The 25,789-nt window shown below is 69.2% G+C and carries 28 protein-coding genes; 12 read left to right on the top strand and 16 right to left on the bottom strand.

Annotated features, from left to right (window positions below):
- Window positions 1-645, bottom strand: coding sequence for a MarC family protein (locus tag QM774_RS01890; protein WP_414974276.1), 645 nt, complete (start codon window positions 643-645; stop codon window positions 1-3).
- Between the two features lie 46 nt (window positions 646-691).
- Here QM774_RS01890 and QM774_RS01885 point away from each other — a divergent pair, with 46 nt between their 5' ends.
- Both QM774_RS01885 and QM774_RS01880 read left to right on the top strand, forming a co-directional pair.
- On the top strand, window positions 692-1,831 hold the full coding sequence (locus QM774_RS01885; protein ID WP_414974275.1) for a magnesium and cobalt transport protein CorA: 1,140 nt from the start codon (window positions 692-694) through the stop codon (window positions 1,829-1,831).
- A gap of 56 nt (window positions 1,832-1,887) precedes the next feature.
- Window positions 1,888-2,298 (top strand): hypothetical protein, encoded by a 411-nt coding sequence (locus QM774_RS01880; protein ID WP_414974274.1) that lies wholly within the window; start codon window positions 1,888-1,890, stop codon window positions 2,296-2,298.
- Window positions 2,299-2,313: 15 nt separating this feature from the next.
- Here the strand turns inward: QM774_RS01880 and QM774_RS01875 are convergent, their stop codons facing one another.
- From QM774_RS01875 to QM774_RS01850, 6 genes are all read right to left on the bottom strand, one after another.
- Window positions 2,314-2,877, bottom strand: a complete 564-nt coding sequence (locus QM774_RS01875; RefSeq protein WP_414976561.1) for a suppressor of fused domain protein — start codon at window positions 2,875-2,877, stop codon at window positions 2,314-2,316.
- 70 nt (window positions 2,878-2,947) lie between these two features.
- A complete protein-coding gene (locus QM774_RS01870; protein WP_414974273.1) occupies window positions 2,948-4,117 on the bottom strand; it encodes an ABC transporter ATP-binding protein in 1,170 nt (389 codons plus the stop codon).
- Between the two features lie 2 nt (window positions 4,118-4,119).
- Complete coding sequence (locus QM774_RS01865; protein WP_414974272.1) at window positions 4,120-4,938, bottom strand: carbohydrate ABC transporter permease; 819 nt, start codon at window positions 4,936-4,938, stop codon at window positions 4,120-4,122.
- Between the two features lie 5 nt (window positions 4,939-4,943).
- Entirely contained in the window at window positions 4,944-6,185 is a 1,242-nt protein-coding gene (locus QM774_RS01860) for a carbohydrate ABC transporter permease (RefSeq protein ID WP_414974271.1), read from the bottom strand.
- Window positions 6,182-7,645: an ABC transporter substrate-binding protein gene (locus tag QM774_RS01855; RefSeq protein ID WP_414976560.1), complete on the bottom strand. Its 1,464-nt coding sequence runs from the start codon at window positions 7,643-7,645 to the stop codon at window positions 6,182-6,184. The genes QM774_RS01860 and QM774_RS01855 overlap by 4 nt, the downstream gene beginning before the upstream one ends.
- A 132-nt stretch (window positions 7,646-7,777) precedes the next feature.
- Entirely contained in the window at window positions 7,778-8,263 is a 486-nt protein-coding gene (locus QM774_RS01850; protein WP_414974270.1) for a general stress protein, read from the bottom strand.
- 68 nt (window positions 8,264-8,331) lie between these two features.
- On the opposite strand from QM774_RS01850, the gene QM774_RS01845 reads away from it, so the two are divergent.
- From QM774_RS01845 to QM774_RS01830, 4 genes are all read left to right on the top strand, one after another.
- Window positions 8,332-9,612 carry a magnesium transporter MgtE N-terminal domain-containing protein gene (locus QM774_RS01845; protein WP_414974269.1) on the top strand — a complete coding sequence of 427 codons (1,281 nt, stop codon included), beginning with the start codon at window positions 8,332-8,334 and terminating at the stop codon, window positions 9,610-9,612.
- Window positions 9,609-10,136 (top strand): DUF1003 domain-containing protein, encoded by a 528-nt coding sequence (locus tag QM774_RS01840; RefSeq protein ID WP_414974268.1) that lies wholly within the window; start codon window positions 9,609-9,611, stop codon window positions 10,134-10,136. Before QM774_RS01845 ends, QM774_RS01840 begins: the two co-directional genes overlap by 4 nt.
- 104 nt (window positions 10,137-10,240) lie before the next feature.
- The gene (locus QM774_RS01835) at window positions 10,241-11,377 is read left to right on the top strand and encodes a lytic murein transglycosylase (protein ID WP_414976559.1); all 1,137 of its coding nucleotides are present in this window, start codon (window positions 10,241-10,243) and stop codon (window positions 11,375-11,377) included.
- A gap of 48 nt (window positions 11,378-11,425) precedes the next feature.
- A complete protein-coding gene (locus QM774_RS01830) occupies window positions 11,426-12,589 on the top strand; it encodes an Mrp/NBP35 family ATP-binding protein (protein WP_414974267.1) in 1,164 nt (387 codons plus the stop codon).
- Between the two features lie 3 nt (window positions 12,590-12,592).
- Here QM774_RS01830 and tatB read toward each other — a convergent pair whose 3' ends face one another.
- The 4 genes from tatB to sigE all read right to left on the bottom strand — a co-directional run bounded on the left by tatB (window position 12,593) and on the right by sigE (window position 15,658).
- Entirely contained in the window at window positions 12,593-13,078 is a 486-nt protein-coding gene (tatB, locus tag QM774_RS01825) for a Sec-independent protein translocase protein TatB (RefSeq protein WP_414974266.1), read from the bottom strand.
- A gap of 9 nt (window positions 13,079-13,087) precedes the next feature.
- Window positions 13,088-14,587 (bottom strand): trypsin-like peptidase domain-containing protein, encoded by a 1,500-nt coding sequence (locus QM774_RS01820; RefSeq protein WP_414974265.1) that lies wholly within the window; start codon window positions 14,585-14,587, stop codon window positions 13,088-13,090.
- The gene (locus tag QM774_RS01815; protein WP_414974264.1) at window positions 14,584-14,949 is read right to left on the bottom strand and encodes a zf-HC2 domain-containing protein; all 366 of its coding nucleotides are present in this window, start codon (window positions 14,947-14,949) and stop codon (window positions 14,584-14,586) included. Before QM774_RS01815 ends, QM774_RS01820 begins: the two co-directional genes overlap by 4 nt.
- Before the next feature lie 112 nt (window positions 14,950-15,061).
- Entirely contained in the window at window positions 15,062-15,658 is a 597-nt protein-coding gene (gene sigE, locus QM774_RS01810) for an RNA polymerase sigma factor SigE (protein WP_414974263.1), read from the bottom strand.
- 115 nt (window positions 15,659-15,773) lie between these two features.
- On the opposite strand from sigE, the gene QM774_RS01805 reads away from it, so the two are divergent.
- Complete coding sequence (locus tag QM774_RS01805) at window positions 15,774-16,406, top strand: O-methyltransferase (protein ID WP_414974262.1); 633 nt, start codon at window positions 15,774-15,776, stop codon at window positions 16,404-16,406.
- A gap of 11 nt (window positions 16,407-16,417) precedes the next feature.
- Here the strand turns inward: QM774_RS01805 and QM774_RS01800 are convergent, their stop codons facing one another.
- The 3 genes from QM774_RS01800 to rfbD are packed head-to-tail and all read right to left on the bottom strand — an operon-like array spanning window position 16,418 to window position 19,295.
- Window positions 16,418-17,491: a sugar phosphate nucleotidyltransferase gene (locus QM774_RS01800; protein ID WP_414974261.1), complete on the bottom strand. Its 1,074-nt coding sequence runs from the start codon at window positions 17,489-17,491 to the stop codon at window positions 16,418-16,420.
- A complete protein-coding gene (locus tag QM774_RS01795; protein WP_414974260.1) occupies window positions 17,481-18,395 on the bottom strand; it encodes a glycosyltransferase family 2 protein in 915 nt (304 codons plus the stop codon). Before QM774_RS01795 ends, QM774_RS01800 begins: the two co-directional genes overlap by 11 nt.
- 9 nt (window positions 18,396-18,404) lie before the next feature.
- Window positions 18,405-19,295: a dTDP-4-dehydrorhamnose reductase gene (gene rfbD, locus QM774_RS01790; RefSeq protein ID WP_414974259.1), complete on the bottom strand. Its 891-nt coding sequence runs from the start codon at window positions 19,293-19,295 to the stop codon at window positions 18,405-18,407.
- Between the two features lie 124 nt (window positions 19,296-19,419).
- Here rfbD and QM774_RS01785 point away from each other — a divergent pair, with 124 nt between their 5' ends.
- Window positions 19,420-21,192: an LCP family protein gene (locus tag QM774_RS01785; protein WP_414974258.1), complete on the top strand. Its 1,773-nt coding sequence runs from the start codon at window positions 19,420-19,422 to the stop codon at window positions 21,190-21,192.
- A 4-nt stretch (window positions 21,193-21,196) separates the two neighbouring features.
- Entirely contained in the window at window positions 21,197-21,898 is a 702-nt protein-coding gene (locus QM774_RS01780; RefSeq protein WP_414974257.1) for a TIGR03089 family protein, read from the top strand.
- A gap of 57 nt (window positions 21,899-21,955) precedes the next feature.
- Here QM774_RS01780 and QM774_RS01775 read toward each other — a convergent pair whose 3' ends face one another.
- On the bottom strand, window positions 21,956-23,122 hold the full coding sequence (locus QM774_RS01775; RefSeq protein ID WP_414974256.1) for an acyl-CoA dehydrogenase: 1,167 nt from the start codon (window positions 23,120-23,122) through the stop codon (window positions 21,956-21,958).
- Between the two features lie 126 nt (window positions 23,123-23,248).
- Window positions 23,249-23,830, bottom strand: a complete 582-nt coding sequence (locus tag QM774_RS01770; RefSeq protein ID WP_414974255.1) for a TetR/AcrR family transcriptional regulator — start codon at window positions 23,828-23,830, stop codon at window positions 23,249-23,251.
- A gap of 55 nt (window positions 23,831-23,885) precedes the next feature.
- Here QM774_RS01770 and QM774_RS01765 point away from each other — a divergent pair, with 55 nt between their 5' ends.
- The 3 genes from QM774_RS01765 to QM774_RS01755 are packed head-to-tail and all read left to right on the top strand — an operon-like array spanning window position 23,886 to window position 25,788.
- Window positions 23,886-24,272, top strand: a complete 387-nt coding sequence (locus tag QM774_RS01765) for a nitroreductase family deazaflavin-dependent oxidoreductase (RefSeq protein WP_414974254.1) — start codon at window positions 23,886-23,888, stop codon at window positions 24,270-24,272.
- Window positions 24,269-25,096, top strand: coding sequence for a dienelactone hydrolase family protein (locus QM774_RS01760; protein WP_414974253.1), 828 nt, complete (start codon window positions 24,269-24,271; stop codon window positions 25,094-25,096). The genes QM774_RS01765 and QM774_RS01760 overlap by 4 nt, the downstream gene beginning before the upstream one ends.
- Window positions 25,093-25,788: a GNAT family N-acetyltransferase gene (locus QM774_RS01755; protein ID WP_414974252.1), complete on the top strand. Its 696-nt coding sequence runs from the start codon at window positions 25,093-25,095 to the stop codon at window positions 25,786-25,788. The genes QM774_RS01760 and QM774_RS01755 overlap by 4 nt, the downstream gene beginning before the upstream one ends.
- Window position 25,789: the final 1 nt, after the last annotated feature.

Genomic DNA, 25,789 nt, shown 5'->3' with positions numbered 1-25,789 from the left:
CTAGCCCAGGAGGCCGAGGGCCTGATCATGCGCCTGGTCGACGAAGCCCATCACCGAGGTCGCGATCAGCTGGACGGCGATGGCCGCCAGCAGCAGGCCGGCGATCTTGGCGAGCAGCGTGATACCGCTGACCTTGAGTATCCGGATGAGCGAGGTCGAGTACAGCAGGGCCAGGCAGACCACGAGATGCGCGGTGACGATGCCCGCGGCGATGGCCAGGTATGCGCCGGCGTCGCCGTGCGCTCCCGCGACCGCGACGATCACGGCGGCGATGGCACCGGGTCCGGCCAGCAGCGGCGTGCCGAGCGGCACCAACGCGACGTTCACCTGTTCGTCGGCCTTGGCGGTCGACGGCTCCCCGCTCCCGGTCAGCAGCTGCAGTGCGACGAGGAGGAGCAGCAGACCGCCGGCACCCTGCAGAGCGGGAATCGACACGTGCAGATAGTCCAGGATCCAGCGGCCGGCGATCGCGAACACCGAGATCACGAACAGTGACACCAGCGGCGCCTGCCAGGCGGCCCGCCGCCGGTACTCGGGTGACCGTTTCCCGACGAGTGACAGGAACACCGGAATCTGTCCGGGCGGGTCCATGATCACGATCAGCGTGATGGCCGTGGTCGTGTAGACGGCGAGGTCGAAGGGCACGTGAAGAGTGTAGGCGCGCCGAATGCATGATCGGTACGATCACCTGGTGCCTTCGCTCCCCCGTGTCCCGCGCCTGCCGGGACTTCCCGGTCTGCACGGCGCGCAGCCGGCCCCGCCGCTGCCGCCCGTGCCGGCGACGCGCGCCGTCGTCGACTGCGGTGTGTACGTCGACGGTGTCCGCCAGCCCGGCTTCACCGACTACCGCACCGCGTTGGAGGAGGTTCGGCGCACCGGTCGCGGCTTCGTATGGATGGGTCTGCACGCTCCCACCGAAGACCAGATGAACTCGGTCGGCGAGACCTTCGGGCTGCATTCACTGCTGATCGAGGACGCCGTGCACGCCCACCAACGTCCCAAGCTGGAGTTGTACGACGGCATCATGCTGGTGGTGCTGCGCTCCATCAAGTACGTCGATCACGACGACCTGGAGAAGGCCAACGACATCGTCGACGTCGGCGAGATCCAGATCATGGCCGGGGACGACTTCGTGATCACCGTCCGGCACGGCGACCACACGCAGCTGGCCGGGGTCCGCCAGAACCTGGAGGCCCATCCGGAGCTGCTGGCCCTCGGTCCCGCCTCGGTGGTCCACGCGATCGCCGACCACGTCGTCGACCGCTACCAGGAGGTGGCGCTCGAGATGGAGAGCGACGTCGACGAGATCGAGGAGCGCACCTTCGCGTCACCGTCGAGCAAGATGGACATCGACGTGGTCTACCTGTTCAAACGGGAGATCCTGCAGATGCGCCGGGCCGTGCTGCCCCTGGCCGTCCCGCTCGCCTGGCTCGCCGACGACGATGACGAGTCCACCGACGACGACCCGTCCCCGATCCGGGCCGAGAAGACCGGTTCGTTCAGCGAGAAGGAGATACGCCGGCATTTCCGCGACGTCTCCGACCATCTGAAGCAGACCGTCGACCTCGTCACCGAGTACGACGAACGTCTGAGCTCGCTGATCGACGCCGCAGCCACCAAGGTGAGCATTCAGCAGAACACCGACATGCGGAAGATCTCGGCGTGGGCGGCGGTCGCCGCGGTGCCGACCGCGGTGGCCGGCATCTACGGCATGAACTTCGACTACATGCCCGAACTGCACTGGCATTGGAGCTATCCGGTGCTGCTGGTCCTCCTGCTGGTCGCCTGCATCACGCTGTGGCGGGTGCTGCACCGCAACCACTGGCTCTGAGAGACCTAGGTAGTTTTTCGCATCCGCCGGGCCGGACGGGGCTCGATAGTGGAGTCATGACGCATCCCAGCCCGTTCGACGCCTTCCCGACGCAGCCCGGCCCGCCGGTCCGGCGACCGGACCGTCCGCGTGGACAGAACGCACGCATCGCCGACATCGTGGTGTCGCTGCTGCTCTGGCTGGTCCAGGCCCTCCTCGTGGGAGTCGGCGTCCTGTACGCGCCCCTCATGGCGATGGGCACCGACGCGTGCTCCTATCAGTCGTGCGGATCGGAGAACTGGATCTGGGTCGGCATCCTGATCGCCTGGATCGCCGGACCGCTGGCGCTGCTGACCGTCGGCGGCGTCACGCTCTACCGGATCATCGGGAACCGCCCGGCCTGGTTCATCGTCGTGGCCGGCATCGCGATCCAGGTCCTCGTCCTGGCCCTGGCCGTCGGCACCGCGGCGCAAGCCGGTCCTTCATAGACGCCCGGCGATCGCTCAGTTCGGCGTCACACCGCCGCGCGTCGGATCGGCGGTGTCCACACCGCCCTCGTCCCAGGCCTCCCGGAGCGCTTGAGCACCCTTCAACCGCACCCATGCCGCCTCGTTCGCGGTGATCGGCACGGCGCGCAGAAAGCGGACCGGCTCGGCCGGCGGGTCCAGCGGAAGGTCGGCGACGTCCCCCGGCTCATCGAGCAGGAACGCCGAACAGACCGCGCCGGTCCACAGCGGCTCCCCCAGATCGATCAGGGAATCCGGCGCCAGGACGAGTCCCTCGACCGCCGGGGCCGCCGCCACCGTCGCCAGCGACCGATGCAGACCGGTCAGCGGTGTGTCCGGGCGCATGCGCACCAGCAGTTCGGCCCGCGGACCCTTCACCGGGTCGGGCGCGAAGTCCGACGGGTCGTGCATCGGGTGGCGGGAGCAGCCGGCGGTCACGAAGACCACCTCCCCCGCCTCGGCATCCGGGAAACGCAGGACGTCGATCGGTTCCACGCCGAGGAACGTGACACTCGCCTTCTGCGGCTCCACGCCGAAATGCTCCGTCACGTGCGCGGACACAGAGGGCACGACGGCACCTTTCGGCAGGTGGTTCCCGAGCTCCGTCGAAGGGCTCAGGGAGCGGACCGGCTCAGCGTAGAGCAGTTCCCGTCGCGGTGTCGAAGACGTGCAGGAGGCGCGGCTCCATCGCCAGGTGAAGCACCCCGCCGGCCGGAACCTGCGTGTTGGGCAGCAGCCGGGCCACCTTCTGGCCACCGGACGTCGAGGCGCCCACGTCCTCGGCCAGCTGCGACAGCACCGCGTGCGCCTGCCCCGGCGCGTCGAGGGTGAAGTAGTAGTACTTGTCCGATCCCATCGACTCCACGAAGTCGGCCTTCACATCGAAGGTCTTCATGTGCGGCAGCTGTGCCGGATCCATCAGCGAGGCGTCGGCCATGTGCTCGGGACGGATACCGACCAGCACCTCGCCGTTCGACTTCACCTGCTGCGCGTTCGCCGCGATCTGCGCCTGATCGGGCAGGTCGATCTGACCGATGACGGTGCTGACGCCGGCGGCGTTGAGCGTGCCCGGAATGAAGTTCATGGCCGGTGAACCGATGAAGCCCGCCACGAACAGGTTGACGGGGTGGTCGTACAGGTCCTGCGGAGCGCCGGCCTGCTGCACCACGCCACCACGCATCACGACCACCCGATCGCCGAGGGTCATCGCCTCGGTCTGGTCGTGGGTCACATAGACGGTGGTGGTCTTCAGGCGCGCCTGCAGCTGGGCGATCTCGCTGCGCATCTGCACGCGCAGCTTGGCGTCCAGGTTCGACAACGGCTCATCCATCAGGAACGCCTTCGGCGACCGCACGATGGCGCGGCCCATCGCGACACGCTGACGCTGACCGCCGGACAGGTTCGCCGGCTTGCGGTCGAGGTAGTCGGTCAGATCCAGGATGCGGGCCGCGTCGTCGACCTTCGCCTTGATCTGATCCTTCGGCAGCTTCTGCAGCGTCAGAGGGAAGGCGATGTTCTCGCGCACGTTCATGTGCGGGTAGAGCGCGTAGCTCTGGAACACCATGGCGATGTCCCGGTCCTTCGGCGCCACCTCGTTCATCCGCTGACCGCCGATCCGCAGCTCGCCGGAGGAGATGTCCTCCAGGCCCGCGATCATGTTCAGCGTCGTCGACTTGCCACAGCCCGACGGACCCACCAGGATCACGAACTCGCCGTCCGCGATCTGCAGGTTGACGTCACTCACCGCCGTCGAGCCATCCGGGTACTGCTTGGAGACGTGGTCCAGAACGATGTCTGCCATTTCTATCCCTTCACGGCGCCGGAGGTCAGGCCGGCCACGATACGACGTTGGAAGATGAGGACGAAGATGATGATCGGAATGGTGATCACCACGGCGGCCGCGGCGATCGAGCCCGTGGGCTCCTCGAACTGACTGCTGCCGGTGAAGTTGGCGATCGCCACCGGCGCCGTGATGGCCCGTTGCGTCGACGTCAACGACAACGCCAGGAGCAGGTCGTTCCAGGCGAAGATGAACACCAGGATGGCGGCGGTCACCACACCGGGCGCCGCGAGCGGCACGATGACCCGGCGGAACGCCTGGGCCGGGGTGGCGCCGTCCATCTGCGCGGCCTTCTCCAGATCCCACGGGATCTCCCGGAAGAACGCCGACAGCGTGTAGATGGCCAGCGGCAGGGCGAAGGCGACGTACGGGATCACCAGACCGCCCCAGGTGTCGAACAGGCCGATCCGACGCTCGATGTTGAACAGCGGCGTCACCAGCGACACCTGCGGGAACATCGCGATCAGCAGGGCGGCGCCGACCAGCAACTTCTTGCCGCGGAACTCCAGCCGCGCGATCGCGTACGCGGCCATCGTGCCCAGCACCACCGCGATGAGCGTGGTGATCAGGCCGATGCCGATCGAGTTGATCAGCGCCGAGGTGAAGGCGTCGGTCTTGAAGATGCCCTTGTAGTTGTCCAACGTCCACTGCTTCGGGAAGAAGCTGCCGTCGGTGACGCTGCCCGTGGGCTTGAACGAAAGACTGATGATCCACCACAGCGGGATGATCGCGTACAGGACCACGATCAGGTTGGCGATGGTCCAGCCGAACTTGCGCTTCACCGTGCCTACCTCCCCTCGTTGTCGGAGCCGGGCGCGGCGGCACCGAATCCCTTGATGAACACGAACGCGATGAGCGCGACGCAGATGAAGATCAGAATGCTGATCGCCGATCCGACGCCCAGGTTGAACGCCTTGAACAGGTTGTCGTAGCCGAGCATCGACACCGAGCCCGTCTGGTTGTTGCCGGCGGTCAGGATGTAGATGTTGTCGAAGATCCGGAAGGCGTCGAGCGTGCGGAACAGCAGCGCGACCAGGATCGCCGGCTTCATCATCGGCAGGATGATCCGCCACAGGCGGGTCCAGGGCCCGGCGCCGTCCACCTGGGCGGCCTTCAGCAGATCGTCGGGCACCAGCGCGAGACCGGCCAGCAGCAGCAGCGCCATGAACGGGGTGGTCTTCCACACCTCGGCGAGAATGATGATGAACAGCGACGGCCAGTGCTCGGTGAGCGGCGCGGTGCCGTCCGGCAGCAGGTTGGCCAGGTAGCCGGTGCCGGGCGTCCAGGCGTAGTACCAGGAGAAGGCCGCGGCCACGGTGACGATGCCGTACGGGATGAGGACGACGGTGCGGATGGTGCCGCGACCGAAGATCGTCCGGTGCATGACCAGGGCGATCGCCATACCGAGGACGAACTCGATGGCCACCGAGATCACCGTGATGAACACCGTGACCCACAAGGCGTTCCACCAGTAGTGGTCCGACAGCACCGTGCCGTAGTTGCCGAGGCCGACGAACGAGCTCTCGCCCGGCGCGGACAGCGACGACTTGTTCAGCGAAAGCCAGAACGCGTAGACGATCGGATAGCCGGTGACCAGTGCCATGACGATCGCCGCGGGGGCGATCAGCCAGTACGCCAGCCGGCGTTCGGACGACTTGCGGCCGGTCGCCGCATTCTTGCTCTTGCCGCGCTTGTCCTTGGCCTCCGGCGCCGTGGTGGTGCGCGCGGCGACGGCGGTGCCTGCCGCAGCGATGGCGGGTGCGGCGGCCGCAGCCGGGCGTGCCGGGGCGGCCGGAGGTGCAGCGGGCGGGGCCGGAGGCGCGGCCTGCGGCAGCACGGAGGGCGCCGCGGGAGCCGGCGTGGGCGCCTGCACCGGAGGCGGTGTCGGAGCGGGCGGCGGGGTCGGCGAGGGAGGCGGCGTCGGGGCACGACCCGCGCCCGGCGGACGCCACGCATCCGAGTGCACCGGATCCGCGGCGTGCCGGCCCTGCCGGCCCGGATCCGGGGTCTGATCGTCACCGGTCGTCATGGGATGATCCCCTCCCCGTCGATCGCGCGTTGGACCTGCTTGGCGAGCTCGTCGACCATCGACTTCGGATCCCAGCTGCCGACCGGGCTCAGCGTCGCCGTCACCAGCGTCGAGATCGCCTGATACTGGGGCGACGCCGGGCGCGGTGCCGCGTGATCGGCCTCCATCTGCTCGCGGATCACATCCCCCATCGGGTACGCGTCCTTGAAATCCGGGTCGTCGTAGACCGACTCGAGAGTCGGCGGCGTCCCGCCGTCCACCGCATACACCTTCTGCGAATCCTCACTGGTCAGACACTTGACGGCGTCCCAGGCCAGATCGGGGTGCTGCGAGGTCGACGCGACCGCCAGGTTGATGCCGCCCAGCGTCGACTTGGCCGGCTTGTCCGGGTAGACGCCCGGGTACGGTGCGAAATCGAAGTACTGGCGGACCACCTTGTTGATGGGACCCAGTTCCTTGTTGGTCGGCGGATTGTCTTCGTCGGTCAGCCGTGACGCGTACTGCGCGAGCGGCGCCTTGAGGAAGTCGACGTCGCCGGTCGCACCGTTGGAACGGGCCGAGGCGAACACGAACGGCCAGTTGATCTCGAACGCCGCCTCACCCTTCTCCATGCCGAGGCGTGCGCTGCCCTCGTCGGAGTTGGTGATCGACGGATCGTGACCGGGCGCGGTCGCGACCGACTTCAGGATCTGCAGAGCCTTGTAGGTGGCCGCCCGATGTTCGGAGGTGTCGTTCAGGGTCTGCTTGGACGCGTCGTTCGGGTCCAGGATCGAGCCGCCGGCGCTGGCCAGCACCGAGTTGAACCAGACCATCAGGCCCTCGTACTGCTTGCCCTGCACCAGGATCTGGGCCGGACCGTTCGCTTTGACCGCGTCACCGGAGTCCGAGAGCATCTGATCCCAGGTCTCCGGGGCCTGCGCCTTGGCGCCCGAGTACTTCTTCAGCTGGTCGGGGCGGTACCAGAGCAGCTCGGTGTTGGTCCAGGTCGGGACGGCGTACAGCCGCTTCTCCTGGTCGTCCGGGCGCTTCCACATCGCCGTCTCCAGCGGACCGGGCAACTGGTCGGCCTCCGCCTCGGCCGCCATGTCCGACGGCACCGGGCGGATCCATCCGGCGTTGGCGAACTCGGCGGTCCACACCACGTCCATGCCCATCACGTCCAGGCCGTGGTCGTTGCCGGCGAGACGGCGCGCGAGCTGCAGGCGCTGATCGTCGGCGCTCTTGGGCAGCGAGGTCACCTTGATCGTGTACCTGCCGCCGGACTCCTTGGAGCAGACGTCGCCCCGCTGCTCGATGAAGCTGGCGCCGTCGGCCGGCGGATACACGTTGATGACCTTCGCCTGCGACGCCGAACCACAGGCGCTCAGGACCGGGACGAGGGCGCTCGTCGCGACCGCCGCAGCGGCCAACCGGGTGCCCAGGGCACGTCTACCGGGAAACCGATCTCTGCCTCGGACCATCTCGGTGACCGCCTCCTCGAACATCGCTCGACACGTTGCTGTGCGGATCAGGTTAGCCCATGCTGCGTGACCCGGAACACAAGAACGCTCCGGTGCCAGGTGGCACCGGAGCGTCGTGTTCGCGAAGTTCTTCTACAGAGCCAGTTTCGCGAGCAGGTCGCGGGCCTGCTCGGCGTTGCCCGGCTCGCACAGGACGTCGTAGCGGCCGGCCACCAGCTGCATGGTCGAGGAGAAATCGCGCTGTCCCCGAGTCGCCGCATAAGGGATGGCCGCCGAGATCAGGCCGAACACCATGCCGAACACCACGCAGTACGCGATCGGCACCCACATGTGCTCGACCGTGGTGAACAGGGTGACCAGGAGGCCGAAGAACAGGCCGAGCCAGGCGCCGGACACCAGACCACCGGCCAGCACCTTGCCCCACGTCAGACGGCCGATCACGCGTTCGACCTGCATCAGGTCGACACCGACGATGGTGAGTTTCTCCACCGCGAACTGGTTGTCGGACAGATAGTCGACCGCCTTCTGCGCCTGCTCGTAGGTGTCGTAGGAGCCCACCGGCCAGCCGGTCGGCTTGGTCGGCAGACCGGGCGTCGGTCGCTGCATGGGATTGGTCACGGATTCTCCCTGGCTGGGTTCGGTGTCGGTGTCGTCTCACGACGGCACCTGCTTCTAGGCTTGAGACCATGACGCCAACGCTCAAGGTCTTCGTAGCCAGATTAGTCGGTCTGGTCGTCTTGGGTCCCGACGGCGAATCGATCGGCCGGGTGCGCGACGTGGTCGTCTCCATGGCGCTGCCCGGCCAGCGTCCCCGCGCTCTCGGTCTGGTGGTCGAACTGACCACCCGCCGACGCATCTTCGTGCCCATGCTGCGCGTCACCAGCATCGAGGCCGACGCCGTCACCCTGACCACCGGCCGCGTCAACCTGCGCGCCATCCATCTGCGGCCCAACGAGGCACTCGCGGTCGGCCAGGTGCTCGACAGCCGGGTGCGCACCGACGATCCCGACCATCCGGAACTGCACGACGTCGACCTGGACGTCCTGGATCTGGAGATCGAACAGTCGCGCACCAAGGACTGGGTGGTCACCCGCGTCGCCCTGCGCAGCAACACCCGTCGCGGTCTGCGGCGGCGCGGCGAGACCGTGGTGGTGCCGTGGCATCACGTGATCGGCCTGACCTCACTGAACCTGAACCAGCCCGGCCACGGCGTGGAGCTGGCGCTGAGCCAGTTCGAGGGCATGCGGCCGGCCGACGTCGCCAACCTGCTGCGCGAGCTGCCGGCGGTGCGGCGCGAAGAACTCGCGAACGCCCTCGACGACGAGCGCCTGGCCGACGTCCTGCAGGAGATGCCCGAAGGCGACCAGACGGCCCTGCTGGCGAAGATGAAGCCGGCACGCGCCGCCGACATCCTCGAAGCCATGGACCCCGACGACGTGGCCGACCTGCTCGGCGAGATGCCCGCGGCGGAGGCCGAAGCGCTGCTGTCGCGGATGGATCCCGAAGAGTCGGCACCGGTCCGCCGACTGCTGGAACACTCCCCCGACACCGCGGGCGGTGTGATGACCCCCGAGCCGTTGATCGTGTCGGCCGGAGCCACCGTCGCCGAGGCCCTCGCCCGCACCGCCAACCCGGACATCACGCCGGGCACCGCCAGCATGGTGTTCGTCGTGAGGCCACCCACCAGCACTCCCACCGGCCGCTTCCTCGGCTGCGTGCACACGCAGGCACTGCTGCGCGAACCGCCGGCCGAACTGGTCGCCGGCATCCTCGACAGCGACGTGCCGCGCCTGACCCCCGATGACCCCCTGGAGACCGTCGCCCGCTACTTCGCCAGCTACAACCTCGTCCTGGCCCCGGTGGTCGACGATGACGGGCACCTGCTGGGCGCCGTCGCCGTCGATGACCTGCTGGATGCGTTGCTGCCGCGCGGCTGGCGCGATCAGGAAGCCGAGGCCGACCTGTGAGCCCCCGCCGTCTCGACACCCCCAGTGAGCGCCGCCGGCTTCCGCACTGGCTGAAGTTCGACGCCGACAACATCGGCGTGTACGCCGAGAAGGTCGCGCGGTTCCTCGGCACCGGCCGCTACCTCGCGATCCAGACCGTGATCGTGGTCGTCTGGATCGCCTTGAACATCGGCGCCTTCGCGTGGTCGTGGGATCCGTACCCGTTCATCCTGCTGAACCTGGCGTTCTCCACCCAGGCGGCCTATGCGGCACCGCTCATCCTGCTGGCGCAGAACCGGCAGGAGAACCGCGACCGCGTCGCACTCGAGGAGGATCGGCGCCGGGCGGCACAGACCAAGGCCGACACCGAATACCTCGCCCGCGAGCTCGCCGCCGTCCGTCTGGCGGTCGGCGACACGGCCACCCGCGACTATCTGCGTCGTGAACTCGACGACCTGGTCGAAGAGATCGTCGAGCGCCTCGCACCCCCGAGCGACGATGAGCCGGGAGGAGATCGCGGAGTCGACGTAGCGGAACAGAGGTAGTTGTGACCACTGGGGTCACGCACTGTATGCTGGGTCACAGTCGTCATCCGGAGCTCACGCTTCGGATGATTTCGCGACAGTACGAACTGGAGTTGCAGGGATCAATGGGGATCGGATTCCGACGGGGGCCTCGTCGTAGCGACGGCGTCGTGCCGTGGCGCGGCATCGCACTGACCACCGGCGTGACCGCCGTGGGTGCCGCCATGCTGGTCGGCACCACCTCGAGCACGTCGCTCGCCGCGAGCGGATCGCAGGATCCGTCCGTCTCGAACGAGGCCACCGTGCTGACCGCCGAACAGGCCGCCGTCATCGCCCAGTCCGTCCCGGCCAGCGTCACCACGCTGCAGGGATTCGCTCCCCCCGCCAACGGCACGTCGCTCGACGGTCTCGATCCCCAGTTCCGGATCGCCGCCGACCTGCCCAGCGGCCCCCTCGGCATCCCCGGCGTCGTGCTGCAGGCCTACAAGCTGGCCGCCACCCGCGTCGCCACCGACGACCCGCAGTGCAAACTGCCCTGGTACCTGCTGGCCGGCATCGGCCGCATCGAGTCCGGGCATGCCGGCGACGGTAACGTCGACGACACCGGCGAGACCCGCACCCCCATCCGCGGACCGGTGCTCGACGGCTCCCTCGCCGGCAACGAGGTCATCCACGACACCGACGGCGGCGCCCTCGACGGCGATCCTGCACACGACCGCGCGATGGGTCCGATGCAGTTCATCCCGAGCACCTGGAAGACCTGGGGCGCGGACGGCAACGGCGACGGCAAAGCCGACCCGGACAACATCTTCGATGCCACCTACACGGCCGGCAAGTACCTGTGCTCGGGCGTCACCGACATCATGAGCGGCCAGAACAAGGTGGCCGCCGTCCTGCGCTACAACCATTCGATGGCGTACGTGAACAACGTCCTCGGCTGGGCCGCCGCGTACGCGACCGGCACCGTGCCGACCGGCGGCATTCCGGAGATGGCCGACAGTCCCGCCGACAACAACGGCAGCAAGACGACGGCCAAGAAGAAGGACGACAAGAAGACCCCGAAGCCGGGCGAGACCACTCCGGCCGATCCGTCGGGCGCCCCGCAGTCGACCGCGCCGTCCAAGACCAAGCAGCCCGGCCAGTGCCTGGGCACCCTGTGCCTGCCCGACGGCGTTCTGCCGACCGCCCCGTCGCCGCAGCAGAAGAAGGCGCCGCAGCAGAGCCCGCAGAAGCAGCCGACCGTCAAGACCACTCCCCGCTAGGCTCGACGCCGCGCGAGGCCGTCCGGGCCGCAGCGATACCCTGGACGGGTGACGACTGCAGGCACTCCCACCGAATCCGCCGTCCGCTCGGCGCTGTCCAAGGTCTCCGATCCGGAGATCGGGAAGCCGCTCACCGATCTGGACATGGTGAAATCCGTCGTCGTCGGCGACGACGGCAGTGTCGACGTGGGCGTCTACCTGACCACCTCCGGCTGCCCCATGCGCAACGAGATCGCCGACAAGGTGCGCACCGCGGTGTCCGACGTCCCCGGTGTCGGCGAGGTGCGGGTGGAGCTCGACGTGATGAACGACGAGCAGCGCACCGAGCTCCGCAAGAAGCTGCGCGGTGACCGCGCCGAACCGGAGATCCCGTTCTCCAAGCCCGGCAACCTGACCCGCGTGTACGCGATCGCGTCCGGCAAGGGCGGTGTCGGCAAGTCGAGCGTCACCGTCAATCTGGCCGCCGCACTCGCCGATCGCGGCCTGTCGGTGGGGGTGCTGGACGCCGACATCTACGGCCACTCGGTGCCGCGCATGCTGGGCAGCGACGCCAAGCCGACGCAGGTCGAGCAGATGATCATGCCGCCCAACAGTCACGGCGTGAAGTTCATCTCGATCGGTCAGTTCACCGACGGCAACACCCCGGTCACCTGGCGTGGCCCCATGCTGCACCGGGCACTGCAGCAGTTCCTGGCCGACGTCTACTGGGGCGACCTGGACGTCCTGCTGCTCGATCTGCCGCCGGGCACCGGTGACGTAGCCATCTCCATCGCACAGCTCATCCCGGGCGCCGAGATCCTGGTGGTGACCACACCGCAGCAGGCGGCCGCCGAGGTCGCCGAGCGTGCCGGAGCCATCGCCCTGCAGACCCGTCAGAAGATTCTGGGCGTGGTGGAGAACATGTCGTGGCTGCAGCTGCCCGACGGCACCCGGATGGAACCGTTCGGTTCCGGCGGCGGCGCGATGGTCGCCGAACGTCTCACCCGCGCCGTCGGTGCCCCGGTCGAGCTGCTCGGCCAGGTGCCGCTGGAACAGGATCTGCGCGAGGGCGGCGACGAGGGTGTGCCGGTGGTGCTGTCCAAGCCCGACTCGGCCGCCGGAGCCGCTCTCCGTGCGATCGCCGACAAGCTGGCCGTCCGCAAACGCGGCCTGGCCGGTATGAGCCTGGGCATCGACACCGTCCGCAACCAGGACAAGAACAGCCTGCTCTAGCGTCTAGGTGGCGTCCCAGTCGGTGACGTCGTGCTTGCGGGCGGGGGTCGCCGGGGCCGGGGTGTGTGGCGCGGCCACGCCGCCGTCGAGGCGGGACGGATCGGCCTGCGTCGCCCCGTCGCTCACCGAGGTGGGCCGGGAGGTGACCGGCTGCGAGGGGCCGAACGGGTCGATGTCGACGGCACCGCGGACCGAGTTCTCCAGCGAATCCATGGTCGACGAGTCCCCGTCGAACAGGTGCTTGGTGATCATCGCTTTCGGCGTCATGCCGCGCAGTTCGTTCAACTGCTGCAGCGGTTCCCGGATCGAATCGAAATCGGTGCCCAACTGTTCCTGCAGTTCGTTGGACGCACCGTTCGCGTAGTCACGCACCTTCTTCAGTGAGCCCATCACCCACGAAATGGCGCCGGGAAGACGCTCGGGACCGAGAACGACGAGCGCGACGACCACCAGGACGAGGACCTCGCCCCAGCCGACACTGCTGAACATCGCTCGCCTCTAGTCGCTCTCGGGCGTGATCTCACCGTGGAAGGTGCGGCCGTCACGCCAGTAGGTGAACTTCACCTTGTCACCGATCTTCGACCGCTGGATCGCGACCGTCAATTCGTCGGCGCCCTGGATGTCCTTGCCGTTCCACTCGGTGATGACGTCGTTCTCCTTGAGCCCCGCCTTCGCGGCCGGGCCGCCGGCGGCGACGTCCTTGAGCTGCGCGCCGTACACCTGATCGTTGCGGACCGTCGACGCGGTGACCCCGACCTGCGGGTGGTTCACCTTGCCGTCCTTGATCAGCTTCTGGCTGACCGGAACGACCTCATCGATCGGAATGGCGAAACCGAGACCGATGGAGCCGCCGCCGGCCGCCGCGATCGCCGTGTTCACACCGATCACGCGGCCGTCGCCGTCCACCAGCGGGCCACCCGAGTTGCCCGGGTTGATCGCCGCGTCGGTCTGGATGGCGTTGATCACCGCATCGGTGTCGGAGGTGGCGTCCGGACGCAGCGGCACAGCGCGGTCGAGGGCGCTGACGATGCCGGTGGTGACCGTGCGGTCCAGGCCGAGCGGGGCACCGAAGGCAATCACCGGTTCACCGATCTGCAGCTTGGACGAGTCGCCCAGCTTGGAGACGGTCAGATTGTTCACATCGTCGACCTTGATGACCGCCAGATCCGTCTTCGGGTCACGGCCGGCGATCCGGGCGGGCACCCGCTTGTGGTCGGAGAAGACCACTTCGAGCTTGGCCTCCTTGTCGTTGGCCGCCATCGACACCACATGGTTGTTGGTGACGATGTAACCCATCTTGTCGACCACGAAACCGGAACCCGACTCGCCGCCGCCGGCCGTCCGCGCCTCGATCATCACGACCGACGGGGCCACGGCCTGCGCCACCTTGGCGACGTCCGAGGTGGCCTCGGTGTCGGAGTGGTCGACGTTCAGGCTCACCGAGTTCGAGTTGACCGGCGGCACCACCTCGGCCGTCCATCGGCCCATCAGGCCGCCGACCACGCCGATGAGCAGGGCGACCATGCCGAGTGTGGCCAGGGCCCACCACTGGACGCGGCCGCCGAACAGGGTGTCGCGGATGCCCAGCTTCGGGCCCGCCACGGTGGGTGTCGCGGCCTCCGGATCGGTCAGTGCCGGGCCGTCGAGCGCGGCGACGCTCGACGGGTCGCGCCACGGATCGGCGGGTGCGTCGTCGTCGGGCTCGGTGCCGTAGGTGGCGTACGGGTCGCGCTGCAGGGTCTGCGTGGCACCGGCCGGGCGGCCGAACGCCTCGGCGAGTACCGGATCCGGTGCCCGGACCTCCGGCTGCGGCGCGTCCGACGGCGTCGTGGTGAACGAGCCGGTCACCCCGGCGGGGCGGCCGAACACGGCCGTGGTCTCCGGCGACACCGGCGGGATCGCGGGCCGCGAGTCGGGCAGCACCGGGCGCGGGGACGCCGCATGCCGCCCACCGCCGTCTCCCGACCACTCGTCGGCGGCCGTCGTCTGATCGGTCACCGCTCGGTGGCCTCACCGTCGGTGCGTTCGCCGACCGCGCGCAGGTCGATCTCGTTGGTGGGAATGCTGTTCAGCCGGCCGCGCAGGGTCTGTGGAGCGGGAACGTCGGTGGAGCACGACCGCAGTGCGGCGCGCGCGGCCTCCTGGGCCGCCACCTCCGACGAGCACGCCTCACACAGATCCAGGTGTGCCTGGGCGCGGGATCGTGCGGTCGGGCTCAACACGCCGTCGACGTAGGCCACGACCGCGTCGGCGGCCAGGTGATCGGTCGAGGCGAAGGCCCGTCCGGTACGGAAGTCGGGATTGGGGGCGAAGGAGGCGGCCGCCGGCGACCAACGGCGGGAACGACGAGGTGAAGCCACGTTTCCCACCTCGCTTCCGGCTCGCGTCCTCCGGCCCCGATGACCTCCGCGGAACGGAGGGGGACCGCCGGTGTCCCAGCTTATCGGACCGCGCCGCCGCGGGTGGCCGAGCTCAGGCGTCGGCACCGACCGCCACCGAGCGACTGTCGGTGTAGCCGCGGGCGGCCAGGAAGTCGCGGATGCCCTGGCGGCCGCGGTGGATTCGGCTGCGCACGGTGCCCATCTTGACGCCCAGCGTCGCCGCCACCTCCTCGTACGACAGTCCCTCGATGTCGCACAGGACGACGGCGGCACGGAACTCCGGGGCCAGCGAGTCCAGGGCCTGCTGCAGGTCGGGGTCCAGGTTGGCGTCGGCGAACGCCTGCTGCGGGTCGGGCGTGCCGTCGCTCAGCCGTTCGTAGCCGGTCTCGAGGGCCTCCATCCGGATCTTGTTCCGGCGGCGCACCATGTCCAGGAACAGGTTCGTGGTGATGCGGTGCAGCCAGCCCTCGAAGGTTCCCGGCTTGTAGTTGTTCAGGGAACGGAACACACGGATGAAGGTGTCCTGGGTCAGGTCCTCGGCGTCGTGCTGATTGCCGCACAGGCGGTACGCGAGCCGGTAGACGCGGTCGGCGTGCTCGGCGACCAGGTCGTCCCACGACGGCATGAGCGTGTGGTCACCGGTCGCGTCGAATCCGGCGGTCCCCGAATACCCAGCAGTGTTCGACATGAACACACCCTCGCGCATGGGAGTGTGGCGGCGCTGTTATCGGGCTGAGTGTTACCTGAGGATGTCGCGGCGCGTTGACGTCGCCGCGCGCGCCCACCGTGGGATGCTCGACCTCATGAGCAAGAAGACCGACCTGGCCGCCTATGCCGACGCCGCCATCGTCGAGGACGACGCCCTGCGTGCGGCCCGCACCCGGGCCGACGAACTGGGTGCCCCCAGCGTGTCGCCGGCCACCGGCGCCCTGCTGTCGCTGTTCACCCGGATCTCCGACGCCAAGCATGTCGTGGAGATCGGCACGGGCGGCGGGGTGAGCGGCCTGTGGCTGCTGGCGGGCATGCCGTCGGACGGAGTCCTCACCACCATCGACCCCGAGTCCGAGCACCATCGGGCCGCCAAGCAGGCGTTCGCCGACGCCGGGATTCCGGCGAGCCGCACCCGCATGATCACCGGCAGCCCGGCCGACGTGCTGACCCGGCTGGCCGACGCGTCGTACGACGTGGTGTTCGTGGACGGCACGCTGCTCAACTACCCGTCGTATGTGACCGAGGCGGTCCGGATTCTGCGTCCGGGCGGCGTGGTGGTGCTGAACAACGCGTCGGCGGACGGCACCATCGCCGACCGCGACAGCACCGATGCCCGCACCCTCGCCGCGCGCGAGGCGGCCGGCATCATCGCCGGGAACGACGATCTGATCCCGGCGGTCGTGCCGGTCGGCTCGGGTCTGCTGGCGGCCGCGAAGGCCCGCTGAGGCGTGGTCGATCACACGTCGGTGGAGAAGCGGACCCCGCCGTCGGGGATCTGCACACCGGGCCAGACGCGCGCGCCGCCGAGCAGTTCGCAGCGGCTGCCGATACTGGCCGAGTCGCCGATCACCGTGTCACGGATCAGCGCGCCGTGGCCGATCCGCGCACCGAAGCCCACGATCGAGCGCTCCACGACGGCGCCCTCCTCGATGATCGCGCCGTCGAAGATCACCGCGCCGTCCAGGCGCGCCAGCGGACCGATCTGAGCGTTCGCACCCACCACGGTGCCGCCGATCAGCACGGCATCCGGAGCGACGGTGGCACCGTCCTTGATCAGCGACTCGCCTTTGACGCCGTCGAGCGCCGGCGACGGCGCGATGCCGCGCACCAGGTCCGCCGACCCGCGGACGAAGTCCTCCGGAGTGCCCATGTCGCGCCAGTACGCCTTGTCGACGTAGGCCTGGATGTGGCGGCCCTCGGCGAGCAGCTTCGGAAACACCTCACGCTCCACCGAGACGGCACGGCCGGCCGGGATCTCCCCGATCACCTCACGCTTGAACACGTAGGTGCCGGCGTTGATCTGATTGGTGGGCGGGTCCTGAGTCTTCTCCAGGAACGCGGTGACCCGGCCCTTCTTGTCGGTGGGCACGCAGCCGAACGCGCGCGGATCGCCGACCCGGACCAGGTGCAGCGTCACCTCGGCGCCCGACTTCTCGTGCATGGCCAGCACCTTGCGGATGTCGGTGCCGCCGAGCACGTCCCCGTTGAAGACGAGCACGTTGTCGGCGGTCAGGACGTCGTAGACGTTGCGGATGCCGCCGCCGGTGCCCAGCGCCTCGTCCTCGGTGACGTAGGTCAGCTTCACGCCGAGGTCGGAGCCGTCGCCGTAGTACTCGGAGAACGTCTCCGCCTTGAACGACGTGCCGAGCACGATGTCGGTGATGCCGGCGTCGCGGATGCGCGAGATGAGATGCGTCAGGAACGGCAGCCCGGCGGTGGGCAGCATCGGTTTGGGGGCCGACAGCGTCAACGGACGCAGACGCGTGCCCTTGCCGCCGACCAGGATCAGAGCCTGTACGTCAGGAGCCACCGTGGGACCTTTCCTCGTTCTCACGCCGTTGTTCACGCAGTGCTGCGGTGACCGCGATCTTCGCACGAACGGTCAGGCCCGCGCGCAACGCCACCCGGACCGGCGCCCACTGCGGGCCCCGGTGACGGTCGGCCAGGAAGCGATAGGCGCTGTCGTGGTGCGCGGGGATCATCTTCTCCGGATGCTTGGACACCGAGTGGCTCTTGGCGTGCACCGCCGTCGCCGTCGGCACGAACACGTTGAGCCAGCCGGCCGCGCCGAGCCGGTCGCCGAGGTCCACGTCCTCCATGAACATGAAGTACCGGGAGTCGAATCCGCCGATGGCGTCGAAGGCCTCACGCCGCAGCAGCAGGCACGAGCCGGACAGCCAGCCGACGGGCCGTTCGCTGACCTGCGCATCCTCGTTGCGGTAGGCGACGGTCCACGGATTGCTCTTCCACACCGCGCCGAGGACGGCGTGCCCGGTCCCGGAGACCAGGTCCGGGACGCGCCGCGCCGACGGATAGACGGTGCCGTCCGGCTCGGTGATCAGCGGCCCGAGCGCCCCGGCGCGCGGCCAGCGCTCGGCGGCCGCGAGCAGCTCGTCGAGGCAGCCGGGCGTCCATTCGATGTCCGGGTTGGCGATGACGATGAACTCCGACGGCGGCTCATCGCCGGAGAGTCTGCTCAGTTCGGCCACGCCCCGGTTGACCGCCCCGCCGTAGCCGATGTTGCCGCCGGTGTGCACCAGGGTCACGTCGTCGCGGTCGGCGGCCGCCTTCTCCGGCGCACCGTCGACCGATCCGTTGTCGGCGATCACCACCTGCACCGGACGGCTGGTCGCGTCGTCCAGGGTGCGCAGGAACTCGTGCAGGTAGTCACCGGACGAATAGGTCACGGTCACCACGGCGATCGGTGAAGTCACGGCCTCAGATTAGCCGGAGGTCGCCGGCGGCCCGGCCAGTGCCGCGGTCAGGGCGTCGTGCCAGTCCCGGAGCGGCGTCAGACCGGCCTGCGCCCAGGACCGGCCGGACAGGACCGAGTAGCGCGGGCGCGGCGCCGGGCGCGGGAACTCGTCGGTGGTGCACGGCCGGACGCGCTGCGGGTCGGCGCCGAGCCCGGTGAACACGCCGCAGGCGAGGTCGTACCAGGTGCCGTCGCCGGCGTTGACGGCGTGCAGGACGGTGCCGTGGACGTCCGAGCCCGCCAGTTCCCACAGGCCGGCGGCCAGATCGGGGGCATAGGTCGGTGAGCCGCGCTGGTCGTCGACGACGGACACGGTGTCCCGTTCGCGTTCCAGGCGGCGCATGGTGCCGACGAAGTCCGGCGCCCCGTCGTAGCCGGTGTAGACCCAGGCCGTGCGGACGATCACTGCGCCGGGGTCGCGGTCGGTGATCGCGGTCTCGCCGGCGAGTTTGCTCGCGCCGTAGACGGTGGCGGGTGGATCGGCCGGATCCAGATCGCCGGGTTCGAGCGGTGCGGCGGCCGGGGTGTGCGGTCCGAAGACGTAGTCGGTGGACACGTGGATCAGGCGGGCGCCGGCGGCCCCGGTGACCGTCGCGAGGTGGGCCGCTCCTTCGGCGTTGACGGCGAAGGCCGCGTCCCGGTCGGTTTCGGCGGCGTCGACGTTCGTGTAGGCGGCGGCGTTGATCACCACGTCGCCGGCCCGCAGGCCGCTCAGGGCGGCACGCAACGACGCCGGGTCGGTCAGGTCGGCCTCGCGGGAGGTGAGTGCGATCATCGGCGCGGTGTCCGGGCGGGTGCCGGCCAGGGCCCGGCCGAGCTGGCCGCCCGCACCGAGGACGTACACCGTCGGGGTCTGCATGGGTCCATCGTGCCGTATCGGGTGCGCGACACGGCCCTCGAGCGCCACGGAAGTCGCCGTGTGCACCAGTAGGCTGCGGAAGACAACACTTTTCACACCAGCACCATCGAAGGGATCCGCGAGAGTGGACGCACGACGTGATGGCCAGGCCCGGCCGGCTCCGGCGCAGGGGCGCAAGCGCCGCCCGTCGCCCGTCGACGCCGCCACCCCGCCGCGACCCGCCGGACCCCAGCGGTCCCAGCCGGTGCGCACGCCGGGAGCCAATCCCCGCAAGGGCACCCGCACCAGCTCCTCGGAGATCCACACCCGCCCACGCCGCCCGGACGGGCGTCCGCAGCAGCGCACCCCCGGAACCGCTCGGCCCACAGCCGCGCGCACACGTCCGGCCACCGCCGGGGCACCGGTCCGCCGGCGCACCTCGGGCCTGCTGAAGGCACTGCCGCTCACCCCGCGCACCGTCGGTCGCGGCATCGTGGTGTTCCTGACCGTCATGGTGCTGCTGATCACCGGCCTGGCCTGGGGCAAGGTCAACAGCCTGAACTCCAGCGTCACCCTGCTCGGCGGCCTCGGGCTGGGCGGCAGCACCGACGGCGCCACCGACATCCTGCTGGTGGGCACCGACTCGCGCGTCGACGCCAAAGGCAACCCGCTCTCGCCCGACGAACTCAAGTGGCTGCGCGTGGGCGACGACGTCACCACGTCGACCGACACCATCCTGCTGATCCGCATCCCCGACGACGGTTCGGCGGCCACCGCCATCTCGATCCCCCGCGACTCGTACGTCGACGTCCCGGGGATCGGCAAGACCAAGATCAACTCGGCCTACGGCACCACCAAGGAAGGCGTGCGCCGGCGCGCCGTCGAATCGGGCAAGAGCGAGAAGCAGGCCGAGCAGATGGGCGAGGAGGCCGGCCGCCGGGCCCTCATCGAAACGGTCGGCAACCTCACCGGCGTCACCGTCGACCACTACGCGGAAGTCGGTCTGCTCGGCTTCGCGCTGCTCACCGACGCCGTCGGCGGCGTCGACGTCTGTCTGAAGAACGCGGTCAACGAGCCTCTGTCGGGCGCCCGCTTCCGGGCCGGCAAGCAGACGCTGACCGGACCGAAGGCCCTGAGCTTCGTGCGTCAGCGCCACGATCTGCCGCGCGGCGATCTCGACCGCATCAAGCGCCAGCAGGTCTACATGGCGTCCCTGGCGCAGAAGATCCTGTCGGCGGGCACCCTGACCAATCCGACCAAGCTCAAAGAGCTCGAAGGCGCCGTCTCCCGATCCGTCGTGATGGACGACGGCTGGGACGTGGTGAGCCTGGCCGACCAGATGAAGAATCTGACCGGCGGCAACGTCAAGTTCACGACCATCCCGGTGGTCACCGATCACGGCTGGAGCGACGACGGTACGCAGAGCGTGGTCGAGGTCGATCCGACCCAGGTCAAGAACTATGTGAGCGGACAGCTCGGCAAGACCGATCCGAAGGCCAACGACGGCCGGGGCGCCTATCACGTGGACGTGGTCAACGCAGGCACCGTGGACGGTCTCGCCACCAATGTCGAGGGACTGCTGATGGGCAAGGGCTATCTGGACGGCACCACCTCCACCAAGCCGATGAACTCGCGTGACTCGATCGTCTTCGCCCGCAAGGTCGACAGCGAGGGCGCCAAGCAGCTGGTCAAGGATCTCGGCGGCGACATCACCATCCAGGCCGATCCGTCGCTGCCCGACGACCGCCTGCGCGCCGTGCTGACCAACACGTACACCGGTATGGGCGCCCTGTCGGACACCGGAGATCAGGGCGAGAACGCCAACGACGGTTCCTCGCAGTCCGGAGCCGATCGGGCCGCCGCCGCGGCGTCCGCCCCGATCAAGGCCGACACCAACGGCCCCGTCTGCGTGAACTAGGACCATGGCCGACGCGACGGTGACCGGTGCCGTACTGGGGGCGATCGGCGACCGCGCCCGTCCGCTCCTGACCTATTACGGACGCGATCAGCGGATCGGGCTGTCCGGTATCACGCTCGAGAACTGGGCCGCCAAGATCGCGAACTATCTGCGTGACGAGGCCGGCGTGATGCCCGGCGACACGGTGCTGGTCGATCTGCCCGAGCACTGGCAGTCGGCGGCGATCCTGCTCGGTGCGTGGTGGTCCGGTGCCCGGGTGGCCGTCGGCACGGATCCGGACGCCCTGGTCACGTTCACCTCGATCGACCGCGCCGAGGATCACGGCGACGCCCAGGATCTGGTCGTCGTGCCTCTGGATCCGTTCGCCGGCCGGGTGCCCGGCCTGCCGCCCCATGCCCTCGATTTCGGTGACACCGTCCGCCCGCACGGCGACGGCTACCTGCCCAACGGGGTCCCGGCCGCCGGACTGAACGAGCTGTCGGCCGACGCGGTCCTGGCCGGCGCGCGCACAGCCGCCGCGGGCGACGGGATCACCGCCGGACGCCGGGTGCTCAGCGCACGCGAGTGGCATACGGCGGACGGGATCGTGTCGAACCTGCTCGCTCCCCTGGTGGCCGGTGCCGCGCTGGTCTGGTCCGACGATCCGTCGACGGACTCGCTGACGGCGATCGCGGCCACCGAACACACCGACCTCACGCTCACTTAGGAGACGACGACGCCCCCACCGGATTCCGGCGGGGGCGTCGTGGCGTTTCGGGGCGGATCAGCCCTTCAGCAGCGCGCGGCTCATGACGACACGCTGGATCTGGTTGGTGCCCTCGTAGATCTGGGTGATCTTGGCGTCGCGCATCATGCGCTCGACCGGGAAGTCGGTGGTGTAACCGGCGCCGCCGAACAGCTGGACGGCGTCGGTGGTGACCTCCATGGCCACGTCCGAGGCCATGCACTTGGACGCCGAGCTGATGAAGCCCAGGTTCTTCTCGCCGCGCTCGGCTCGGGCGGCGGCCGTGTAGACCATGAGGCGCGCGGCCTCCACCTTCATCGCCATGTCGGCGATCATGAACTCGACACCCTGGAACTGGCTGATGGTCTTGCCGAACTGCTTGCGGTCCTTGACGTAGGCGATGGCCGCGTCGAGCGCGCCCTGCGCGACGCCGACGGCCTGCGCGCCGATGGTCGGCCGGGTGTGGTCGAGGGTGGCGAGAGCGGTCTTGAAGCCGGTGCCCTCGTCGCCGATGATCCGGTCCTCGGGGATGGTGCAGTCTTCGAAGTACAGCTCGGCGGTGGGGCTGCCCTTGATGCCCAGCTTGTGCTCGAGGGGGCCGACGGTGAAGCCGGGGTCGTCCTTGTGGACCATGAACGCCGAGATGCCGTTGGCGCCCTTCTCGGGGTCGGTGACGGCCATGACGGTGTACCAGGTGGACTGACCACCGTTGGTGATCCAGCACTTGGAGCCGTTGATGACCCAGTTGCCGCCGTCCTTGCGGGCGCGGGTCTTCATCGACGCCGCATCCGAGCCGGCCTCACGCTCGGACAGCGCGTAGGAGGCCATCGCCTCACCGGAGGCGATGGACGGCAGCACCTTCGACTTGAGGGCGTCGTCACCGGACAGGATCAGGCCCATGGTGCCGAGCTTGTTGACTGCGGGGATCAGCGATGCGGAGACGTCGACGCGGGCGACCTCTTCGATGACGATGCAGGCGGCGACCGAGTCGGCGCCCTGGCCGTCGAACTGTTCGGGGACGTGGACGGCGTTGAAGCCGGCGTCCACGAGGGCCTTGCGGGCCTCCTCCGGGAAGCGGGCGTTCTCGTCGACGTCCTTGGCGTAGGGGGCGATCTGCTTCTCGGACAGGTCGCGGATCGCCTCGCGCAGCGCCTGGTGCTCCTCGGGAAGCTGGAACAGATCGAAGTCGGGATTGCCGAAGGCCATGCTTTTCTCCTCGTGCGTGGGGCCGGGTCGGCCCACAGGGGCGGCACCGCAGCGGTGGCACTGAGTGCCACCCGGTGGTCGGCTACAAGTTCACCAGGTCCGGCCGGTCAGGTCAACCCGTGGACCTCAGCCGGCGAGCGCACACCGAAGCCGGCTCAACTCCTCGTTCAGGGCGGCCGCCGTCGCTGCCGCATCCCCGCGGCTCATGCGCCGCAACAGATGATTGTGGGCACCGGTGACCGCTGCCGCGAACGACACGGTCTGCACGCGCGGTACCCCCGGCAGCCGTTGTTGCAGAAACCTCTCGAAGAGACGCTGGTACCGGGACGCGGTCACCCGCTCACGGTCGGCGAGCGCCGGCGTCTGGGACACCACCGCGTACCGGCGTGCCGCGAGATCGGAGTTGGCGGCGAAATGCGCGAACACCAGCTCGGCGCCCTCGCAGACGGCCCACCAGGGGTCCTCGTCACCGGCCGAGTCCAGACGTTGCGACACCTGATCGAGCAGCGACTCGTGATCGGCGAAGATCAGATCCTCCTTGGACCCGAAATGCCGGAACAGCGTGCGCCGCGAGGTTCCCGCCGCCGCCGCGACGTCGTCGACGGTGGTGGCGTCGTAGCCGTTCTCACTGAACAGCCGGATCGACTCGGCGACCACGTGCACGCGGAAGTCGGCCGGGTCGGCGGCGGTCTGTTCGATGGTCGCCATGGATTCAGTATCCCTTTCGATGTGCCCATGCCGTGAAGAGGGCACACTGAGAGCCGTGAGAGTGCCACGAGCCGTCGCGCGAGCGAACAAGTACGTCACCAACCCCATCCAGAGCGCCTGGGCGCCCCGGCTGAAGCCGTGGGCCGTCGTGCAGCACGTGGGCCGCAATTCCGGCACCGCCTACTCGACGCCGGTTCTGGCCTGGATCGACGACGACCGGCTGTCGATCCCGCTCGTCTACGGCGCCGACAGCGACTGGGTCCGCAACGTCCTGGCCGCCGGCCACTTCGACCTGGTGCGCGAAGGCGCGACCCTGCACGTCGCGGGTGCGCGGATCCTTCCGCCGGACTCCCCCGACGTCGTCGGCTTCGCCCGGTGGATCGGCCGGCCGTTCGAGGGCGTCCTGTTCGGCCGGATCGTGGATGGGGCCGACGCGTCGTGACCGACCTGTTCGACGGCTTCACCACGCACACCTTCACCGACGACGGCATCACGCACCCGTACTACCGGACCGGTAGCGGGCCGGCCGTCATCGTGATCGCCGAGGTCCCGGGGATCACACCGAAGGTCATCGACTTCGCCCGCCGCGTCGCCGACGCCGGCCTGACCGTCTACCTGCCGTCGCTGTTCGGCACCGACGGTGCTTCCCCGGTGCCGGCCGGCCCCACCGACATGCCGCGAGTGGCGGCCACCATGTCGAAGGCGTTCGGCACCATCTGTGTGTCTCGCGAGTTCACCTGGTGGGCGACCGGCAAGAGCTCACCGGTGGTCGTGTGGCTGCGGGCGCTGGCCGCCCGCGCCCACGACGAATGCGGCGGACCGGGCGTGGGAGCCATCGGCATGTGCGTGACCGGAGGGTTCGCCCTCGCCATGTCCGTCGACGACCGGATGGTCGCACCGGTCCTCTCACAGCCGTCCCTGCCGCTCGGCCTGACGCCCGGCCGGCGCCGCGGTATCGACATCAGCCCCGACGATCTCGAGACCGTCAAGGTGCGCTGCGCGAAGGGGCTGCAGGTGATGGGCGCCCGGTTCGAGGGCGACAGGCTGGTGCCGGCCGAACGCTTCGAATTCCTGCGCGAGCAGCTGGGTGACGCGTTCATCGCCGTCGAGCTGCCCGATTCGGCCGCCAACCCGGACGCCCTGATCCCACCGCATTCGGTGGTCACCGAGCATCTGATCGACGAGCCGGGCCAGCCGACCCGCGACACCCTGGATCGGGTCATCGCGTTCTTCCAGGACAAGTTGGGGGTCTCGGGCGCGCAGTGACCGACCTCGACCTAGCCCCACTCGACGACCCGTTCGGTTCGGCGCTGCGCGGCCGTCAACGCCGGTTCGCCCGCCATCGCGGGCGCGTCTGCGCGTACGACCCGGAGGTATCGGTCTTCTACGCCCATCCCCGCGACCTGACCGCCGGCGACTGGGATGACCTCGCCGTCCTCGCCGGACCCGGCGGCACCATCGGACTGCGCGACCGTCAGAGTCCGCTCCCGGACGGCTGGGAACCGCTCACGACGTTCGATCTGGTGCTGTATTCGGGTGAGGATCTGGCCACCGCACCCGATCCCGAACTCGTCCGGCTGGGTCCGGGCGACGTCCCCGAGATCATCGAGCTGATCGCCGCGACCGAACCGGGTCCGTTCCTGCCGCGCACCCTCGATCTGGGCACCTATCTGGGCTATCGCGATCCGGACGACGGCCGGCTCCTGGCCATGGCCGGGGAGCGATCCAAGCCGGACGGCTGGACCGAGATCAGCGCGGTCTGCACCCACCCGGCGGCCCGGGGCGCCGGTCTGGCGACCCGTCTCATCCGGGCGGTCGGCGACGGGGTCGTCGCCGCGGGCGACCGGCCGTTCCTGCACACCACCGCCGACAATCCGGCGCGATCGTTGTACGAGAACCTCGGCTTCGTCCGGCGCGCGCAGATACCGCTCGACATCGTCCGTGTACCCACCTCATAGG

The sequence above is a fragment of the Gordonia sp. (in: high G+C Gram-positive bacteria) genome (assembly GCF_047600565.1).
GTDB lineage: Bacteria > Actinomycetota > Actinomycetes > Mycobacteriales > Mycobacteriaceae > Gordonia.
This window is presented reverse-complemented; position numbering and strand designations above follow the sequence as displayed.

Coding starts and splice junctions, on each gene's coding strand:
- QM774_RS01855 (WP_414976560.1), bottom strand. CDS start 7,645: ATGGTCCGAGGCAGAGATCGGTTTCCCGGTAGACGTGCCCTGGGCACC.
- QM774_RS01880 (WP_414974274.1), top strand. CDS start 1,888: ATGACGCATCCCAGCCCGTTCGACGCCTTCCCGACGCAGCCCGGCCCG.
- QM774_RS01860 (WP_414974271.1), bottom strand. CDS start 6,185: ATGACGACCGGTGACGATCAGACCCCGGATCCGGGCCGGCAGGGCCGG.
- QM774_RS01870 (WP_414974273.1), bottom strand. CDS start 4,117: ATGGCAGACATCGTTCTGGACCACGTCTCCAAGCAGTACCCGGATGGC.
- QM774_RS01835 (WP_414976559.1), top strand. CDS start 10,241: ATGGGGATCGGATTCCGACGGGGGCCTCGTCGTAGCGACGGCGTCGTG.
- QM774_RS01770 (WP_414974255.1), bottom strand. CDS start 23,830: ATGGCGACCATCGAACAGACCGCCGCCGACCCGGCCGACTTCCGCGTG.
- sigE (WP_414974263.1), bottom strand. CDS start 15,658: ATGTCGAACACTGCTGGGTATTCGGGGACCGCCGGATTCGACGCGACC.
- QM774_RS01805 (WP_414974262.1), top strand. CDS start 15,774: ATGAGCAAGAAGACCGACCTGGCCGCCTATGCCGACGCCGCCATCGTC.
- QM774_RS01845 (WP_414974269.1), top strand. CDS start 8,332: ATGACGCCAACGCTCAAGGTCTTCGTAGCCAGATTAGTCGGTCTGGTC.
- tatB (WP_414974266.1), bottom strand. CDS start 13,078: ATGTTCAGCAGTGTCGGCTGGGGCGAGGTCCTCGTCCTGGTGGTCGTC.
- rfbD (WP_414974259.1), bottom strand. CDS start 19,295: ATGCAGACCCCGACGGTGTACGTCCTCGGTGCGGGCGGCCAGCTCGGC.
- QM774_RS01780 (WP_414974257.1), top strand. CDS start 21,197: ATGGCCGACGCGACGGTGACCGGTGCCGTACTGGGGGCGATCGGCGAC.
- QM774_RS01775 (WP_414974256.1), bottom strand. CDS start 23,122: ATGGCCTTCGGCAATCCCGACTTCGATCTGTTCCAGCTTCCCGAGGAG.